Annotated in this window: 14 protein-coding genes and 1 tRNA gene; 4 read left to right on the plus strand and 11 right to left on the minus strand. The window is 60.3% G+C overall.

Annotated elements, in window-relative coordinates; genetic code table 11:
- Positions 1 to 116: 116 nt before the first annotated feature.
- Entirely contained in the window at positions 117 to 722 is a 606-nt protein-coding gene (locus WBN73_RS13645) for an ANTAR domain-containing response regulator (protein WP_026540371.1), read from the minus strand.
- A gap of 196 nt (positions 723 to 918) precedes the next feature.
- Here WBN73_RS13645 and WBN73_RS13650 point away from each other — a divergent pair.
- Positions 919 to 1,000 (plus strand) — tRNA-Leu (locus WBN73_RS13650).
- An 839-nt stretch (positions 1,001 to 1,839) separates the two neighbouring features.
- Here WBN73_RS13650 and WBN73_RS13655 read toward each other — a convergent pair.
- From WBN73_RS13655 to WBN73_RS13670, 4 genes are read right to left on the minus strand one after another with little or no spacing between them, the layout of a single operon-like run.
- A complete protein-coding gene (locus tag WBN73_RS13655) occupies positions 1,840 to 2,139 on the minus strand; it encodes an antibiotic biosynthesis monooxygenase family protein (RefSeq protein ID WP_091466886.1) in 300 nt (99 codons plus the stop codon).
- On the minus strand, positions 2,136 to 2,606 hold the full coding sequence (locus WBN73_RS13660; protein ID WP_091466888.1) for a cupin domain-containing protein: 471 nt from the start codon (positions 2,604 to 2,606) through the stop codon (positions 2,136 to 2,138). The genes WBN73_RS13655 and WBN73_RS13660 overlap by 4 nt, the downstream gene beginning before the upstream one ends.
- Positions 2,607 to 2,614: 8 nt before the next feature.
- Complete coding sequence (locus WBN73_RS13665) at positions 2,615 to 3,991, minus strand: NAD-dependent succinate-semialdehyde dehydrogenase (RefSeq protein ID WP_091466889.1); 1,377 nt, start codon at positions 3,989 to 3,991, stop codon at positions 2,615 to 2,617.
- Between the two features lie 29 nt (positions 3,992 to 4,020).
- Positions 4,021 to 5,466: a CitMHS family transporter gene (locus WBN73_RS13670; protein WP_091466891.1), complete on the minus strand. Its 1,446-nt coding sequence runs from the start codon at positions 5,464 to 5,466 to the stop codon at positions 4,021 to 4,023.
- Between the two features lie 129 nt (positions 5,467 to 5,595).
- On the opposite strand from WBN73_RS13670, the gene WBN73_RS13675 reads away from it, so the two are divergent.
- Positions 5,596 to 6,309 carry a GntR family transcriptional regulator gene (locus tag WBN73_RS13675; RefSeq protein ID WP_091466893.1) on the plus strand — a complete coding sequence of 238 codons (714 nt, stop codon included), beginning with the start codon at positions 5,596 to 5,598 and terminating at the stop codon, positions 6,307 to 6,309.
- Positions 6,310 to 6,312: 3 nt separating this feature from the next.
- On the opposite strand, the gene WBN73_RS13680 is transcribed toward WBN73_RS13675, so the two are convergent.
- Positions 6,313 to 6,630, minus strand: coding sequence for a putative quinol monooxygenase (locus WBN73_RS13680; protein WP_091466894.1), 318 nt, complete (start codon positions 6,628 to 6,630; stop codon positions 6,313 to 6,315).
- A 108-nt stretch (positions 6,631 to 6,738) separates the two neighbouring features.
- Here WBN73_RS13680 and WBN73_RS13685 point away from each other — a divergent pair, with 108 nt between their 5' ends.
- Entirely contained in the window at positions 6,739 to 7,821 is a 1,083-nt protein-coding gene (locus WBN73_RS13685) for an Ldh family oxidoreductase (RefSeq protein ID WP_306840845.1), read from the plus strand.
- A 442-nt stretch (positions 7,822 to 8,263) separates the two neighbouring features.
- On the opposite strand, the gene WBN73_RS13690 is transcribed toward WBN73_RS13685, so the two are convergent.
- Entirely contained in the window at positions 8,264 to 9,205 is a 942-nt protein-coding gene (locus WBN73_RS13690; RefSeq protein ID WP_091466897.1) for an aromatic alcohol reductase, read from the minus strand.
- Between the two features lie 291 nt (positions 9,206 to 9,496).
- Here WBN73_RS13690 and WBN73_RS13695 point away from each other — a divergent pair, with 291 nt between their 5' ends.
- A complete protein-coding gene (locus WBN73_RS13695; RefSeq protein WP_091467654.1) occupies positions 9,497 to 9,874 on the plus strand; it encodes a MerR family transcriptional regulator in 378 nt (125 codons plus the stop codon).
- A gap of 390 nt (positions 9,875 to 10,264) precedes the next feature.
- On the opposite strand, the gene WBN73_RS13700 is transcribed toward WBN73_RS13695, so the two are convergent.
- From WBN73_RS13700 to WBN73_RS13715, 4 genes are all read right to left on the minus strand, one after another.
- Entirely contained in the window at positions 10,265 to 11,044 is a 780-nt protein-coding gene (locus tag WBN73_RS13700) for an isocitrate lyase/PEP mutase family protein (protein WP_091466898.1), read from the minus strand.
- Positions 11,045 to 11,439: 395 nt separating this feature from the next.
- A complete protein-coding gene (locus WBN73_RS13705) occupies positions 11,440 to 12,279 on the minus strand; it encodes a cyclase family protein (RefSeq protein ID WP_091467656.1) in 840 nt (279 codons plus the stop codon).
- A gap of 56 nt (positions 12,280 to 12,335) precedes the next feature.
- Positions 12,336 to 13,982, minus strand: coding sequence for a thiamine pyrophosphate-binding protein (locus WBN73_RS13710; protein ID WP_139025158.1), 1,647 nt, complete (start codon positions 13,980 to 13,982; stop codon positions 12,336 to 12,338).
- A gap of 131 nt (positions 13,983 to 14,113) precedes the next feature.
- Entirely contained in the window at positions 14,114 to 15,055 is a 942-nt protein-coding gene (locus tag WBN73_RS13715; RefSeq protein ID WP_166660246.1) for a LysR substrate-binding domain-containing protein, read from the minus strand.
- Positions 15,056 to 15,162 lie beyond the last annotated feature (107 nt).

A 15,162-nucleotide genomic window follows, 5' to 3' on the forward strand; every position in this document is an offset into this window, starting at 1 on the left:
ACCCCAGCCGAGCGCCTACGTGATTTACTACTAACCACCTAACCAACAGGTGTTGCAACGACTCCTAGAAACCGCCCAGGAGGTAAGCGGCCGCCGTCGTTGTTGTGGTTCTTGCGTTAGTTGACCTGGTTGATGATGGTTTCGGCAACCTCACGCATGCTGAGGCGGCGGTCCATGGAGGTCTTCTGGATCCAGCGGAAGGCTTCCGGCTCCGTCAGGCCCATCTTGGTGGTCAGGAGGCTCTTGGCGCGCTCTACAAGCTTGCGCGTGGCGAACTGCTCCTGGAGGTCGGAAACCTCGTTCTCGAGCGCCTTGATTTCCTCGTGGCGGGAGAGAGCGATCTCAATGGCCGGAATCAGGTCCGCGGGGGAGAACGGCTTGACGACGTAAGCCATGGCACCGGCGTCGCGTGCCCGCTCCACCAGTTCCTTCTGGCTGAAAGCAGTCAGAAGGACAACAGGCGCGATGCGTGCCTTGACGATTTTCTCAGCCGCCGAAATGCCGTCCATCACGGGCATCTTCACGTCCATGAGGACAAGGTCAGGCTTCAGTTCCTCGGCCAGCTGCACAGCTTTCTCGCCGTTGTCTGCCTCGCCGACGACGTCGTACCCCTCGCCCTTCAAAATCTCGATAATGTCCAGGCGGATGAGGGTCTCATCCTCGGCTACGACAACGCGTCGGGCCGGCTGGGCTGTGGGTGTGGACTCCGTCTGTTCGGTCACGGGATCTCCTTGAAAAGGTTCGGCGGGTTCATGTCCATCTTAGTGTGGACTCTTTGATGGCAGGTTTTTGTTGCATCAGCGCGCCCGGTTCTTTGAATCAGCCTATCTGCATGTATAGTAATTTCGCGTGCTGGGAAAGGATCGCGTTGCTCACAGACGTGAGCAGTCAGCGAGATTTAACTTCCCGGTAATCCGCGCCCGAGTGGCGGAATTGGCAGACGCGCTGCACTCAAAATGCAGTATCGAAAGGTGTGTGGGTTCGAGTCCCACCTCGGGCACAGCAAACCCCCTCGTCAGAGGGGGTTTTTGCTTTAACGGGTGTACATTCTGGTTGGTCAGGTCCCTCTGACACTGGCCGCGGGATGTGCCTGGCGCCGCGGGTCGCCTGTTAAGTTGCGGGGGAGCGGGTTTAGGGCCGTGGCTGGTAGGCCCTCCGCTTGCTCTGAACTGGGGCTATGCGTTCCTCTCCTGGTGTCCGTTAGGTCGTGGTGGCCTACACCTCTTCATGGGTAGGGGGAACGAGGACAACATGACTTCGAGATCCTGCGTCAAAGTTCTTGTTTTTGGCTCGTTACTTGAGTGAGGAAGCCGGCCAGGATGATGCTTTGTCAGGCCAAGGGGGGTGTGCATTGTCCACACTTAAATCTCCTTTATTGAGAATGATCACAGCCATTCTCAGCCCTCTCGTTCGGCCTTCATCTACTCATCGCATGTAAGTGGCGAGGGCGACTTGACGCATATTCGCCGGCGCACTATATGCAGGGCCACGGCGACGGGAGTGTTCAGGACTCCTCGGTCGATCGAGTGCTCTGGGGGATGTCTCGTCGGCAACATCGACGCGTGACTACGAATGAATGGGGAGTATCTCGGCGCAGGTTGCGGTCCCTGCCGGGGCCGCGGGAGCACTGGGAGTTCACGCGTTGGTCGGCTGAGCGTATCGTCGCCGACCAGTTCGCCGATTCGGACCCATTTCTCGGATTCTTCTTTCTATCTCACGGCGGAATCTTCTGTTCCTTAAGCACGATGGCGGCCTCCGCTGTGGGAGGCCGCCGTCGCGGTGACCGTTCTCGGAGAGCAGTGCCCTTCCCTCCTGTCAGGTCAGCTGTGTGTACCTTGCTTAGAAGCCGAGGTAGGCGTGTTGGATGTGCTTGACCTGCGGTGGGGCAGCGAAGTGGGGACCGACGAGTTCGCGCCATTGTTGGAATTCGGTGGATTCGCGGAAACCTACGATGTGGTCTTCGAGTGTCGCCCACCCAACGGTGAGAGTGTATTCGTTGGGGGTTTCGATGGTTCGGTCCAGCCGGAAGCTTAGGGCGCCGGGTGTTTTTTGGAACAGTGGTACGGCCTGGGAGGCTGCGGCTTCGAACGCTGCTTCGTGCCCCGGTTCGATGGTGAGGGTGGCGATTTCGTGGATCACGCGATGACTCCTTCCGTTGCCGGTTCCTGCAGGGACGGTTGATTGGCTTGTTCTTCGTCGATGCGGGTTGTGTCGGTGGTTCCGGCCATGGTGCGTGTGGCGTCGATGGAGGCGTAGGTCCAGAGGATTTTCATCTCCTCGGTCTCGGAGGCGTTCCTGAACCGGTGGACGATGTTCGCTGGCACGAAGGTGGTGTCGTAGGTCTCCAGGTAGTGTTCCGTGCCGTCGATGTCGACGTAGGCGGTGCCTTCGATGACGGCAACGGATTCAACGCAGTTGTGGGAGTGGTGGCCGATTGCGGCGCCGGGAGCGAACGTGGTGATGCCGTTCAGGAACGTGGTGGAGCCCAAGTGTGCCCCGACCAGGGGAACAGTGGAGGCGCCATTTCCGCGGTCTTTGCGGGGCAGTTCCTCGGGGCGGAGGATTACGGCGTCCACGGAGGAAATGGCTGTTGGTATGCGGGTCATTGCTGTCCTTAGTTGGTGGCGGGGCCGGTCCAGAAGGTTTTCATGTTGGTAAATTCGCGGATGCCGTAGGAACCGAGTTCGCGGCCGTAACCGGACTTCTTGATTCCGCCAAAGGGCAGCCGGGGGTCTGAGGCGACCATGCCGTTGATGAACACGGCACCGGCGTCGATCTTTGGGAGCAGTTCCGCCGCGGCGGCGGCGGTGTCCTGCGTCCACAGCGCGGCGCCGAGGCCGTACTCGGACTGGTTCGCCAGGGTGATGGCTTCCTCGGTGGAGGAGACCCGGATAATCGCGGCAACGGGACCGAAGGTTTCCTCATCAAACGCTGCCTGGCCGGGCTTGACATGATCAATGATGGTCGGCTCGTAGTAGTAACCGGGTCCGTCCACGACGTTCCCGCCCAGCACGAGCTGGCCACCGCCGGCCAAGGTGCGGGTGACCTGGTCGTGGAGTTCGGTGCGCAGATTTTCTCTTGCCATCGGGCCTATGGTTGTCGCCGGGTCTGTGGGATCCCCCACGACCAAGGCCTTTGTGTTGGCGGTGAACTCAGCCACGAATTCATCAGCGATTTTCTCGTCGACGATGAACCGCTTGGCGTTCACGCAGGACTGGCCGTTGTTCGTGAACCGGGCTTTGACAGCCGTTTTTGCTGCTGCTCTGACGTCGGCGTCGGCCAGGACAATGAACGGGTCCGAGCCGCCGAGTTCCAGGACCTGCTTTTTCAGGGCGGCACCGGCCTGGGAGGCCACGATGGAACCGACCTGGGTGGAGCCAGTCAGCGTCACAGCCGCTATGCGGTCGTCAGCGATCAGGGCCGCAACTTCGGAGGATTCGATCAGCACGGTGGCGAACAACCTTTCGGGGAGTCCGGCCTGTTCCATGATGTCCTGAACGGCAAGGGCTGCCTGCGGGACGTTGTTTGCGTGTTTGAGGATCGCGCCATTACCGGCGGCGACGGCCGGGAGGACGAAGCGGAAGAATTGCCAGAACGGGTAATTCCAAGGCATGATCGCCAGCACCACACCGAGAGGGTCGAAGACGACTCCACTGGAGGCGGCTGAGGAAGCGATCTGCTCGGGAGCCAGGTGCGCGGGCGCGGTTTCGGCGTAGTACTCGGCCGTGAGCGCACACTTTTCGATTTCCGCTTCAGCCTCGCTGACGGGCTTCCCCATTTCCAACGTGATGAGCCGGGCGTAGTCGGCCTTGCGTTCGCGCAACACCTTCGCGGTGTTCCGCAGCACCTGCACCCGGTCCTCGACGGGCACGAGGCGCCACTGCTTCTGCGCCGACACGGCCGCGGTAAGAACGGCATCAACCTGTTCGGTTGTGTGGGCTGGGAAAGTGGCCGTGGTTTCACCGGTCACCGGATTGATGGTGGCAATCATGGTTTAGGTTTTCCTTCTGGTTAGGTGTTCTAGAACAGTGGGTAGGCGCCGAGGAGGCCGCCGACCAGGAGCATGATGAGGGCGACGATGAGGCCGCGCCAGATGACCTTCTTGAAGTGATCACCGAGGTTGACGTTGGCCAGTCCGATGAGGAGCAGGAAGGATGCAACGAGTGGGCTGGACTGGTGCAGTGCCTGGCCGACGAGGGAGGCCCGGGCCATTTCGACTGGTTCGATGCCGAAGTGGCCGGCGGTTTCGGAGAGGATCGGCAGGACACCGAAGTAGAAGGCGTCGTTGGTCATGATGAACGTCAGCGGGATGCTGAGGATGCCGGCGATGACGGCCATGAATGGGCCCATGAAATCCGGGATGATTTGGACGAGCCAGCCCGCCATGGCCTTGACCATGCCGGTGCCGTTCATAACGCCGGTGAGGACCGAGGCTGCGAAGACCATGCCGACCACGGAGATGACGGAGGAGGCGTGGGCCTTGATCTGCGCGGACTGTTCGGTCACGCGGGGGAAGTTGATCACCAGGGCGATACCGACGGCGACCATGAAGATCAGAGCCGGGGCGAGGATGTCCATGACGAGGGTGACCATGACCGCGATGGTGAGGATGAAGTTCACCCAGAGGAGTTTGGGCTTGGCGTTGGGCCGTTCGATGAACTTACCGTCCTCGCTAAAGGACGCGGAGAAGTCGTTGGCAATGATGACCGAGGATCCTTCGTCTCCGTGGCTGCCGTGGGTGGAACCTTCCGTGCGGGATCCGCGTGACTCTCCGCCGTCGGCTGCTATCAGAACGCTCTCGCGTTCAACGGTGCGGGTGCCGAGGACGCCGCGGTTGTCATCGAGGAACACTTCGCCGATGCGCTTACGTTCGCTGCGGCCCAGCAGGTAGGCGAGGACCAGTACGGCTGCGAGGCCGGCGATGATGGAGGGGATCATCGGGACGAAGATGTCGATGGGGGAGACGCCGAGGGCGGCAGCTGCACGGGAAGTTGACCCGCCCCAAGGAACAGTATTCAGCACACCGTTGGACATTGCTGCGACAACGGTCAGCACCACCGGGCTCATGCCCAGCCGCAGGTAGAGCGGCAGGAAAGCGGATGTGACGATGATGAACGTCGTTGACCCGTCACCGTCCAGGGACACGATGGTAGTCAGGAGAGCGGTGCCGATGACCAGCTTCATCGGGTCGTTGCCGGCAAATTTCAAGATCGCGCGGATCAGGGGGTCAAAGAGCCCAACGTCGATCATCGTTCCGAAGAAAATGATGGCGAAGAACAACAGCGCAGCCGTGGGGGCGAGCTTTCCCACGGATTCCATGACCATGTCCCCGATCCCCAGGCCGGCGCCTGCGAACAGGCCGAAGGCGAGGGGCACCAGGATCAGCGTGGCAATGGGCGTGGCCTTCTTTGCCATGACCAGATACATGAATAAGGCAATCATCAGAAAGCCGAGTGCTACGAGCATCATCGCTCCTTACTAACTTCAAAAGGGGGACCCACCGAGCGGTGGAAGTGACTGGGCACACACACGAGATTACATGTATACAATCCGGTACACAAGTGCGTACGCAGGGTGGGATCTATACTGAGATGCATGGTGCAAATTGATGCGAAGCCTCTGGGCAAGACCGAGGCCGTTTACCTTCGACTCAAAGCCGAGATCGAGAACGGCGACTTCGAGCCAGGTCAGGCGTTGACGGAATTTATGCTGGTGGAACACACCGGAGCGTCTCGAACCCCGGTCCGTGAGGCGCTGCGCCGTCTGGCTGCCGAGGGCTTGGTCAACATTGCCCCTCGCGTGGGCGCCACCGTCGCGCGCATCTCGTTGGGAAGCGTCCGCGAGCTGTTCGACTATCGCCGCGTGCTGGAACCGGCGGCCATCCGCATGGTCGTCGAGGAAGCTTCGCAGAATCCTTCCATCGGCTCCCGATTTGCCGAGATTGAATCACGCTTCGCGGAGCTGGCAACCAAAGAACCCACTGATGCCTTCATTGCCGAGTATCGGCAACTGGCCGAGGTTTTCGATACGACCCTCATTGAATGCACACCCAATGCGCATCTCTCCCGCGCCATCCGGGAGCTGAGGCCGCACACGGCGCGGCTGCGACGCATCGCCCATGCGGATCGAGGCCGCCTGCTGGATGCCATCGCGGAGCATCGTGCTATGTGCCAGGCAATTGTCGACGGAGGCGCTGACGCCGCTGCCGACGCGCTGCGGCTTCATCTGGTCCACGTGGACGAGGCAATTTTCAAGGCGTTGCTGTCCGGGCGTGACAACCGCGGCCGGGACATTGACTTGGTCTCCTAGGGCCTATTCCACCCAGGTGAAGGTATTCAGCAATCCGCCACCAATATTGACCTGGCTGCCCGGAACAACAACCCTTGCTGATACGTCACGGTAGGCGAAATAATGTGGCGCCCTCTTGTGCTCGTTGTCAAACGCATCCTTGTCGCGATACACCTCGTAGAACGCGAACCGGTTAGACCCGATGTCTCCCAGTTCGATGACATCAAACCGGCAACAGCCCTCCTCATCCCGCACTGACGCACGCGCATTCTCGGCGATCGCCGCCAGGAATTCCTCGCGCCCACCGGGGGTGACTTCCAGTGTTACCCAGAGACTGAACATGGATTTCTCCTTCTGCATGATGGTTGTTCGTGTTATTGTATACATAGATGTGTACATCTAGACGAGTCGACAATGGAGCGGTCGTCTGCCACGTGAAAGGACAAACCAATGCCGGTTACGCAACCGAAGGTCAGCCAGGACTTGATCCCTCAGCAAATCGTCGGTCTTGCCGCCGACATCCTCCGCGCCCACGGAGTTCCCCAGGAGGACGCCAATCTTGTCGCCGACAGCCTGGTGCAGTCGGACCTCTGGGGCCATCAATCCCATGGCGTTCTCCGCCTCCCTTGGTATGTGGAGCGGATCCGCCAAGGCGCGATGAAAGCGGTAACAGCACCCGAAACCCTGGTAGACACCGGAGCCCTGCTGCTTCTGGACGGCAAAGACGGCATTGGCCAGGTCCTTACCGAACGCGCCCGCACCGAAGCCGTGGCCCGCGCCAAGGCCCACGGCGTCGGTGCCGTCGGAGTCCGGAACTCGAACCACTTCGGCACGGCGATGTACTACACGCGTCGGGCTGCCGCAGATGGGTGTGTTGCAATCCTGACCACCAATGCCTCCCCGGCAATGGCACCCTGGGGTGGGCGGGAAAAGCTGATCGGCACCAACCCCTGGTCGATTGCCGCACCCTACGGTGATTCCGCCGTCGCCGTCGATATCGCCAACACCGCCGTGGCACGCGGCAAGATCTACTTGGCCCGCCAGCGCGGCGAAACTATCCCTGACGGCTGGGCGCTCACCCCGGAAGGTGCCCGGACAACGGACGCGGCCGCAGCCGTGGACGGAGTCATCCTGCCGATGGCCGGCCACAAGGGATACGCCATCTCCTTCATGATGGACATCCTCTCCGGTGCCCTCACGGGCAGCCAGGTCGGCAAAGGGGTCAATGGCCCCTACATGGCGGACAAGGCCAGCGGGTGCGGGCACATGTTCATTGCCATCGATGTCGCGACGCTCGGATCCCCGGAAGACTTCCAGGCCAAAGTGGCCGAACTGATCGAGGACGTCAAGGCCACGCCTTTGGCCCAGGGCGCTTCAGAGATCTTCTACCCCGGGGAAATAGAGGACCGCAATGACGTCCTGCACCGCGAGCAGGGTGGATTGGTCCTTCCGAAACAGACTCTTACGGATCTTCACATGTTGGCCGAGCAATGCGGCCTGGATGCGATCTCGGTGCTCGGGAATCGACCATGAGTGCTGTAGCTCAGAGCCTTGACTGATCGCGAGCCTAGTAAGGCCAAGGGGGGCGTGGACATTGTCGACGCCAAAACGTCCGTCGGGGCCCTACGTCCAGAACTGCCCTGCAGCCAACTCTGCTGAAGTACATCGGCCTTGAGCGCTGGAAGCTGGATAAGTCGAGCTTGCTCAGTGGCCCGCCCAGCAGGGTCACGACGTCGCTTCGGGTGAATCGGTATGAAAAATCCCACCACGTCGACATAGCTCAGGTCGTGCAGTTGATGGCCGCGACAACTCGCTCCACGAGTCGGATAGCAGATAACCAGCCGAAGTTCGGACTTCACGGGCCCTGCAAACTGAGCCAATTGGTGCGAACTGTTTGCCCCGGGTCTGGGCCGCCCCAAATAGGCAGCCCAGACCCGGGGCAATAGGGGGCAGCATCTGCCAGTCCGTCTTGCTGTCAGGCTGCGATGTTGTCCTTGATCCACTCGGTCAGGGTGGTGACCGGAATTGAGTGCCTCGCGTTGAAGGTGTCGTCCTTTGGCCAGGCCACTCCTCGGCCCTGGGCAAAGACGGCGCGGTATTTTCGTGTCATATTGTCCGGGTCGTTGGCCAGCTCGTCCAGCAGGAAAGGCACTGTCCATTCCACGACCCGGAACGGACGCTCAAGCACGGATTCAAGGGTCCGCGCCAAGTCAACGTAGGTGATGGTGTCACCGGCAAGGTAGACGATCTCGTTGCGGATACGTGGTTCAGCAAAGAGGATCTCGGCCGTGAGTACGCCAATGTCTTCGGGGGTCGTTACGGTGACAGCTGTGTCAACGCTGCCCAAGGCGTTGACAGTGTTGTTAGGGAGGTCGACCATCCCGGAGCCTGGCTCGAAGAGGTAGTTCATGAACATTCCGGTGGAGATGATCACCCACTCGGTCTCGTTCTGGGACCTGAGCAGATCCCGCACGTCCAGCTGCGAGTCGAAGATGTCCTGGGGACTTCCCCGGCCGATCACGTCGAAATCAACACCGAACTGCCAGGGGAAGTAGCGCGGAAGTTTCGCTTGAAGAGCGGCCTGTGCAACCTTCATAGGCGTTTCAAGTCCGGCAGTGATGCCCGTGCAACCGATCACGGTGTCGTAGTTTGCGAAGATCGTCGCAAGTTCATCGACCGTGTTCTTGACCAGGTCGCCCTGGACAATCCTTACGCCCAGGTTTCGGAGCTCGGCGAGATCGCGCTGCTTATCCGTCGCAACGGATTCGATAGCACTCGCCCGCAGGAGCACACTGACGGATGAGCCGTCCACGTCCCGTGCCCGGCGTGCCACATTGCGCAGGACGGGCATGCCGAGTTCTCCCGCTCCGATGATGAGGATGTCCCGCGAGCGGGCGGACGGAATTTCGTTTGTCATTAGCGCAGAGTCCTTACTTGTATTCACGCTTCGTACAGCCATTGCTCATGTGGAGGACGCCGTCACGCGTATGCAGCGTTCGAGCGCTAAACCCCGAACGCTCACGTTGCGCACATCTGACGTGCGCGACGGTGCACCTGTCCTCCATTTCATGCGAGAGACTGGTTGTCTCTCTTCCCGTGACCGATGAGACCCGCGTAAGAGCGGATCAGCGGGCGGTATGAAAGTTAGCGTAAACTTTGACATTAGTGTCAAGGTCAAGTCTGTGGTCGAAGCGAAGAGGTGTTCACGTTGAAGATTGGTGATGTCGCCAGGGAACTGGGTGTCCAAACTCGAATGCTCCGCTACTACGAGCAACAGGGGCTCATCCAGGCATCCCGTTCGACCAACGGGTACCGCGAGTACTCTGAAGAGCAGATCGAGCATGCCCGTCACGTCCGGGCTCTTATAGCGGCCGGCCTGTCGACGAGGATGATCAAGATCGTGCTGAATATCGAAACTCCAGCAACCCAACGTCATTCCACAGTGGGCAATCGGGCTCTGGCGGAGGAGCTTGCTCAAGAACTACGCGTTGTGGAGAACAGAATCGTGTGCCTGGAAAAGAGTCGTGATGCTGTCATCGACTACCTTCAGCGGACAAATCACGCAGACTTACTGACATCGACTTAACTTCCTCGTGCCCTTGCTTCGTGAATTCTAAGATCACAACCATCCGTCGCCTCGAACGCTCAATGTCCTGAAGCATGTCTTGTGAGGGGTTGCTCAATCGGGAGTCAAAGCCGCCAGCCGCCTGGTGGAAATCCGCCATTCTGAACTGACAGTCACAGGCGGGAACTGATCGATGTCGCCTGGTATGGAGTAGCCACGCTGAAGATGGGCATCCTGGACGTCCTGGATTGGGTTGCGAGATATGGCCCGCGGGGCGTTTAGACAGATGAAGGCCATTTAGCTTTCCGTGTAAATAGAAGCCCGTCCCCGGCATGAGGAGGCGGCAGCTTTCGAGATGCGATCCGACCCCCTGACCGGTCCCGCCCGTGATGCAGGACCGGTTGGTTTGGTTTAGTTCAGGGCCGGGGTGTCTTGGGGGATGACGCCGGAACCGTAGAGATCGGCGGCGAGATCTTGAAGGGCGCGCAAGGCGACCCGCTGGGGAAAGGGGCCGTAGGAAACGCGTGCAACGCCGAGTTCCTGGAGTTCCGCTGCGGTAAGCGCTCCTGGTGCGCCGATCACGGACAATTTGCCGTGTCCGAGGCCTGCGACGAGCGGCTCAATAACGTCGCGTGTAAGGGCACGAGGGACAAACACCATCGCTGCTCCTGCATCCAGGAAGGCGCGCCCACGGGCAATGGCGTCCTCAATGCTGTCCTTGATCGGGCGGTCGCCGCCCTTGGCAATGGCGTCGGTGCGCGCGTTCAGCTGGAACGGGATGCCTTCGCCGTTCGCGGCGTCGACGATCGCCTTCACCCGGGCGACAGCTTCATCGAAAGGACGCAGGCGGTCTTCGACGTTGGCGCCCACGACGCCGATGCCAATCGCCCGGCGGATGGTTTCGGCTGGGTCTTCATAGCCGTCGTCGAGGTCTGCGGTGACCGGAAGGTCAACCGCGTTGACGATCCTTTTCACCCCATCCAGCGCGACGTCCAGCGGTATGGTTCCATCGGCGTAACCATACGCGGCGGCAATCGAGTGCCCGGCGGTGGCAATGGCCTTGGTTTCGGGCACCGCTGCAATGGTCGAGGCGCTGATGGCGTCCCACACGTTAACCACACTCAGGATTTCCGGTGCCTCATGCAGAGCCTTCAATTTCTCTGCCCGGGCGTTGATATTGCGTTCGGTCATGATTGTCCTCCGTGGTCTTGGTTGGGATCACTCGGCAAAGTCAGCACGGACGCAATGGCGCCCCGCCGCTGGGGCCGATCTCGCCATCTGGGCGGATAAAGATTGTCATCGGTCATTCGGTATCGAAGCTCGCCGACGAGCTGGCCTGGTTCGAGCCAAACCTCGTAGTTGTCCGCGGCCAGGAACAATTCACGCCCGTAAGGCCCGTCCGCTGCCACCCAGATCATGCTTGAATCGGGCATTACGGCTTCCACCGTTCCAGCGCGGACCAACGCTCCCCGCTGCCTTATCTCTACGGGGACCCCGTCCAAGCGGTGCCACTCAGATGCGGGATATAGCATCATCGAATTGCCCTTGCATGAAGCCCGCCGGCGCCTTCCACATGAATCAAGAGATCATTCTCCTTCGATTGGGCCGTCCTTGGCAGTTGCTCCGTGCCTGGACTCTTCAATGAACGCCAGGACACGGGCCGGACTCGCCGTTCCGCCCACGATGGGTAGGGGAGTGACGACGATGAAAGCGCCTGCGGCCGGTAACTGGTGCAGGTTTTTCAGGGATGTGACCCCGTATTTGTCGTTTCCGAGAAGGAAATGATGCATGGGGAAAGGCGGCTCCAAGCTGATGCCTGCACCGGCGTCGATCCCAACGGTTTCGACACCAAAGCCGGCAATGTCGGTCTCCTCAGCGAGCCAATGCGCGCACTCTGCAGAGACGCCGGGTGTATGAGGACCCGATTCGTCAGCATTGAGGAAAAGAGCTTCGTTGTGTCCGAAAGCATCCCATCCTGTGCGGTAAAGCAGCCATGCACCCTTGGGCAACTTGCCGTACCGGGCTTCCCAAGCCTTGATGTGGCGGACCTCAAGCAGGAAATCGGGGTCTGCAGCGGCTTCAGCGGTCGCATCGATCACAACGGCGGGGCCGACGAGTCTTTCGGGTGGCAGTTGTGAAATGTCCCGTCCTTCCCTCCCACTGACCCAGTGGATGGGCGCGTCAACGTGAGTGCCAAAATGTTCGCCCACGTGAATGTTGTTGTGCGCCCACATCGGTCCGCGTTCGTCGTATGCCGCGACCTCTTCGAGACTGAGATCGATGACGTTGGACAGAGGTGCCGGCAAGCGCAGGGCCGGAGTTTCAGGGGTCAAGGGCGTTGTCAGGTCGATGACGCGGATGCTTCCCTGGGCAAGGCCTTCAATCAGGTTGGCCAGCACATCCGGCGTTGGTGTTGTGTTGGTCATATGTGTGATGCCTGTGTGCTCAATGTGGTGCCCTTCCTTAGTGGCTTTAATCGGCATTAGTGGCCCTTGAATGCTTCCTCAAGCCACCAGGACGCGAAGCTGACGGTCTTTGCATCGATGAGCAGCGGCTTGTCACGGCTTCCGTCGAGCCACTGACGCACCGGCTCCAAATCCTCGGGATTCCGCACGGTCTGAGCTGCAAAGCCGTAACCGCGCGCGATGGCTGCGAAGTCGGTGTCGGGAAAAGTAATAAGCCCCAGAGCGTCATCGTCCTCGCCGAAGTGGTGTACTTCCGCTCCGTAAGCAGAGTCGTTGTAGACGATGACCACCAGCGGGATACCCAGCCTCACAACGGACTCCATCTCCGCTGCCGCCATCAGGGCGCCGCCGTCTCCGGTGCCGAGGACCGGGAGCCTGTCCGGCTGTGCGTATGCTGCCCCGATTGCACTGGCCAGACCCAGCCCCACACATTGGAAGGCCTGGCTGAAGACGAGCCCGTTCTCGTCAGGAATATCAAGGAAGGCGCTGGGATATCCGAGGAAGTTGCCCGAATCGACGGCCACCACCCTTTCCTTGTCGAGCATCCCGTCCAAAGCGATGGTGAGGGTCCGGGGATCGATGCGCTCTCCATCGCCCAAGTCCTCGTAAGGGACGTCCTGCCATCGGCCTTCGGATTTGATGGCTTGTGCGATCTCTTCGGTTCGGTAGCCAACACGGGAGAAACCGCGGCTGCGGAGCTCGCTGGCTGTTGCTGCTGCCGTAAGCCCTGCGTCGCCCAAGACGCCGAAATCCACGGGCCGGTGCTTGCCGGGTGCCAGTGGATCAACGTCTACCTGCACCACAGTGGTGGCCGGGCCAATGAGTTCGCCGTGCCGCATGGTCCACATGTTCAATGCAGAACCAAAGGAGATGATGAGGTCGGAGTCCTGGATGGTGCGAGCCGCCAGCGGTGTACTGAAGCCACCGGAAATGTCCAGATAGAACGGATCGTCATTGAACAGCCCGCGTGCGACCGCCGAGGTTGCCAAAAGAGCTCCCGAAACCTCCGCAAGATCGCGGAGCTGAGGTCCGGCACCGCGCCCTCCGCGGCCGGCGATGATGACGGGACGATTCGACCGCTCGATGAGGTCGGCCAGGTGGCTGATGTCTTCGGCAACTGGTGCGGCCACCGTTGAAAGGGAGGCCCCGCTGGCAACTGAGGCAGCATACTCTTCGGTGGTTTCGGAGTTTTGGATGTCCAAAGGGAGATTGATCAGCACAGGAATGCGGCGCGTTACTGCCGTCCTGTAGGCAAGGGCAACGTCCCGGGCGGCAGTCTCCCCGGAGATACGGAAGCTGGCGGCTCCAACGGATTCAACCAGATGGCTCTGCTCGATGCGGAAATTGGAATGAATAGCCGACGACGCAACTTCGGCGGCGAGAATCAGCATTGGTGTGCCGGATTTCGCGGCTTCCGCGATGCCGGTAATGGCATTTGTCAGCCCGCATCCCTGGTGCAAGGAGATTACAGGGACTGAGCTGCCTACTCGTCCAAAGGCGTCCGCCATAGACGCGGCTCCACCCTCGTGACGCGCCGCCACGTACGTGGCGCCGCCGGCAATGAGGGCCTTGGTCACGTCATAGTTGCCGCTGCCGACAACACCAAAGACTTGGCGGACGCCAAGCCCTATCAGCGTTTCGGCCACTTTTTCAAAAACACGCATCTGATTGGTACCTCTGGTTCTGGTTGCTGGAAGCTCTATACGAAAATGCTGCCTGCGACGGGCTCGTCTGGCTAATGCCTATTTCAGTCAGGGAGCCTGAATAAGGCATAGCTGCGGATGAGGTCACGCCATCAGGAAGCCGAAAGGGTCTTCCGGATTTCGACAGCTACTTGTTCAAAACAGCGCAGCATCAACACCACTGCCGGGCTCGGCAGCCTGTCCTGCAAAGTGGTCACGCCAACCGTCTGACTGATGCCTTTGATTCTCGCTCCGACAATGCGAAGCAGGGGATCGGCGGTGCCGATAGTGCGCGGCTGGAGCGCAAGAAAGTCCGTTTCGGCGACGATGGCACGAAGCGTCATGGTAGAGGAGCAATCTACCTGTTGTTCGGGAAGTTCCAGGCGTTCACGGGCAAAGGCGCTCTCGAGTTCCCCGCGCAGTGCCGTCTGCGCTACCGGCATGACCCACGGGTAGTTCCGTAATTGGTTCAAGGCGGTCTCGCCCCGCTCAAAAACAGGATGACCATGTCGTGCCACGACCTCGAAGGGCTCATGGTACAGCGCCGCCTGCTGCAATTCAGGAACGTCAGGATGCGGGGTAAGGCGCCCAACGACTATGTCGATTTCTCCCGCGACCAGTCCGTTGGTCAATCGATCAGGAGTTGCTTCGTGGACGTGGACGCTGACATGTGGCCTTTGTTGCTTTAGCCGCGCAATCGCTTTGGGCAGCAGCAGGTTGCCTCCTGCGACATACGTGCCGATGGTCACTGAGCCGGCGCTGGCGTCCGCCAGCTCTGCTATGTGCTGGGTCGCTTGCTGGAGGTGGCCGACCACTGCCCGTGCGTGACTGATGAAGACTTCGGCAAATGGTGTGGGGCGGACCCCGCGGGCGCCCCTTTCGAAAAGAGGCGCCCCGAGGGCATCCTCAACTTCGCGCAAACCGCGGCTGACCGCGGGCTGCGTGATGTACAGGTGTCTGGCGGCGCTGACGATTGTCCCGTGATCGGCGATAGCTAAGACCAAGACCAGATGACGGATCTTCAGGGGGCCATTCAGTAAGGTTCTGATGTCCATGCCGATGATGATATGCCCATATGGACATGGCTTGCACCCGAAAAGGCATTCGACGGACATGGTTTGCGTCTAGCAGACTGGTGATACAACCCACACCGACGAACCGG

The organism is Paenarthrobacter sp. CCNWLY172 (assembly GCF_037402035.1).
Taxonomy (GTDB): domain Bacteria; phylum Actinomycetota; class Actinomycetes; order Actinomycetales; family Micrococcaceae; genus Arthrobacter.

Bases quoted from the DNA above. Each gene is read 5' to 3' on its own strand.
- WBN73_RS13705 (WP_091467656.1), bottom strand. From the start codon at position 12,279: ATGACCAACACAACACCAACGCCGGATGTGCTGGCCAACCTGATTGAA.
- WBN73_RS13710 (WP_139025158.1), bottom strand. From the start codon at position 13,982: ATGCGTGTTTTTGAAAAAGTGGCCGAAACGCTGATAGGGCTTGGCGTC.
- WBN73_RS13700 (WP_091466898.1), bottom strand. From the start codon at position 11,044: ATGACCGAACGCAATATCAACGCCCGGGCAGAGAAATTGAAGGCTCTG.
- WBN73_RS13690 (WP_091466897.1), bottom strand. From the start codon at position 9,205: ATGACAAACGAAATTCCGTCCGCCCGCTCGCGGGACATCCTCATCATC.
- WBN73_RS13680 (WP_091466894.1), bottom strand. From the start codon at position 6,630: ATGTTCAGTCTCTGGGTAACACTGGAAGTCACCCCCGGTGGGCGCGAG.
- WBN73_RS13670 (WP_091466891.1), bottom strand. From the start codon at position 5,466: ATGCTCGTAGCACTCGGCTTTCTGATGATTGCCTTATTCATGTATCTG.
- WBN73_RS13715 (WP_166660246.1), bottom strand. From the start codon at position 15,055: ATGGACATCAGAACCTTACTGAATGGCCCCCTGAAGATCCGTCATCTG.
- WBN73_RS13660 (WP_091466888.1), bottom strand. From the start codon at position 2,606: ATGACCCGCATACCAACAGCCATTTCCTCCGTGGACGCCGTAATCCTC.
- WBN73_RS13685 (WP_306840845.1), top strand. From the start codon at position 6,739: ATGCCGGTTACGCAACCGAAGGTCAGCCAGGACTTGATCCCTCAGCAA.
- WBN73_RS13665 (WP_091466889.1), bottom strand. From the start codon at position 3,991: ATGATTGCCACCATCAATCCGGTGACCGGTGAAACCACGGCCACTTTC.
- WBN73_RS13675 (WP_091466893.1), top strand. From the start codon at position 5,596: ATGGTGCAAATTGATGCGAAGCCTCTGGGCAAGACCGAGGCCGTTTAC.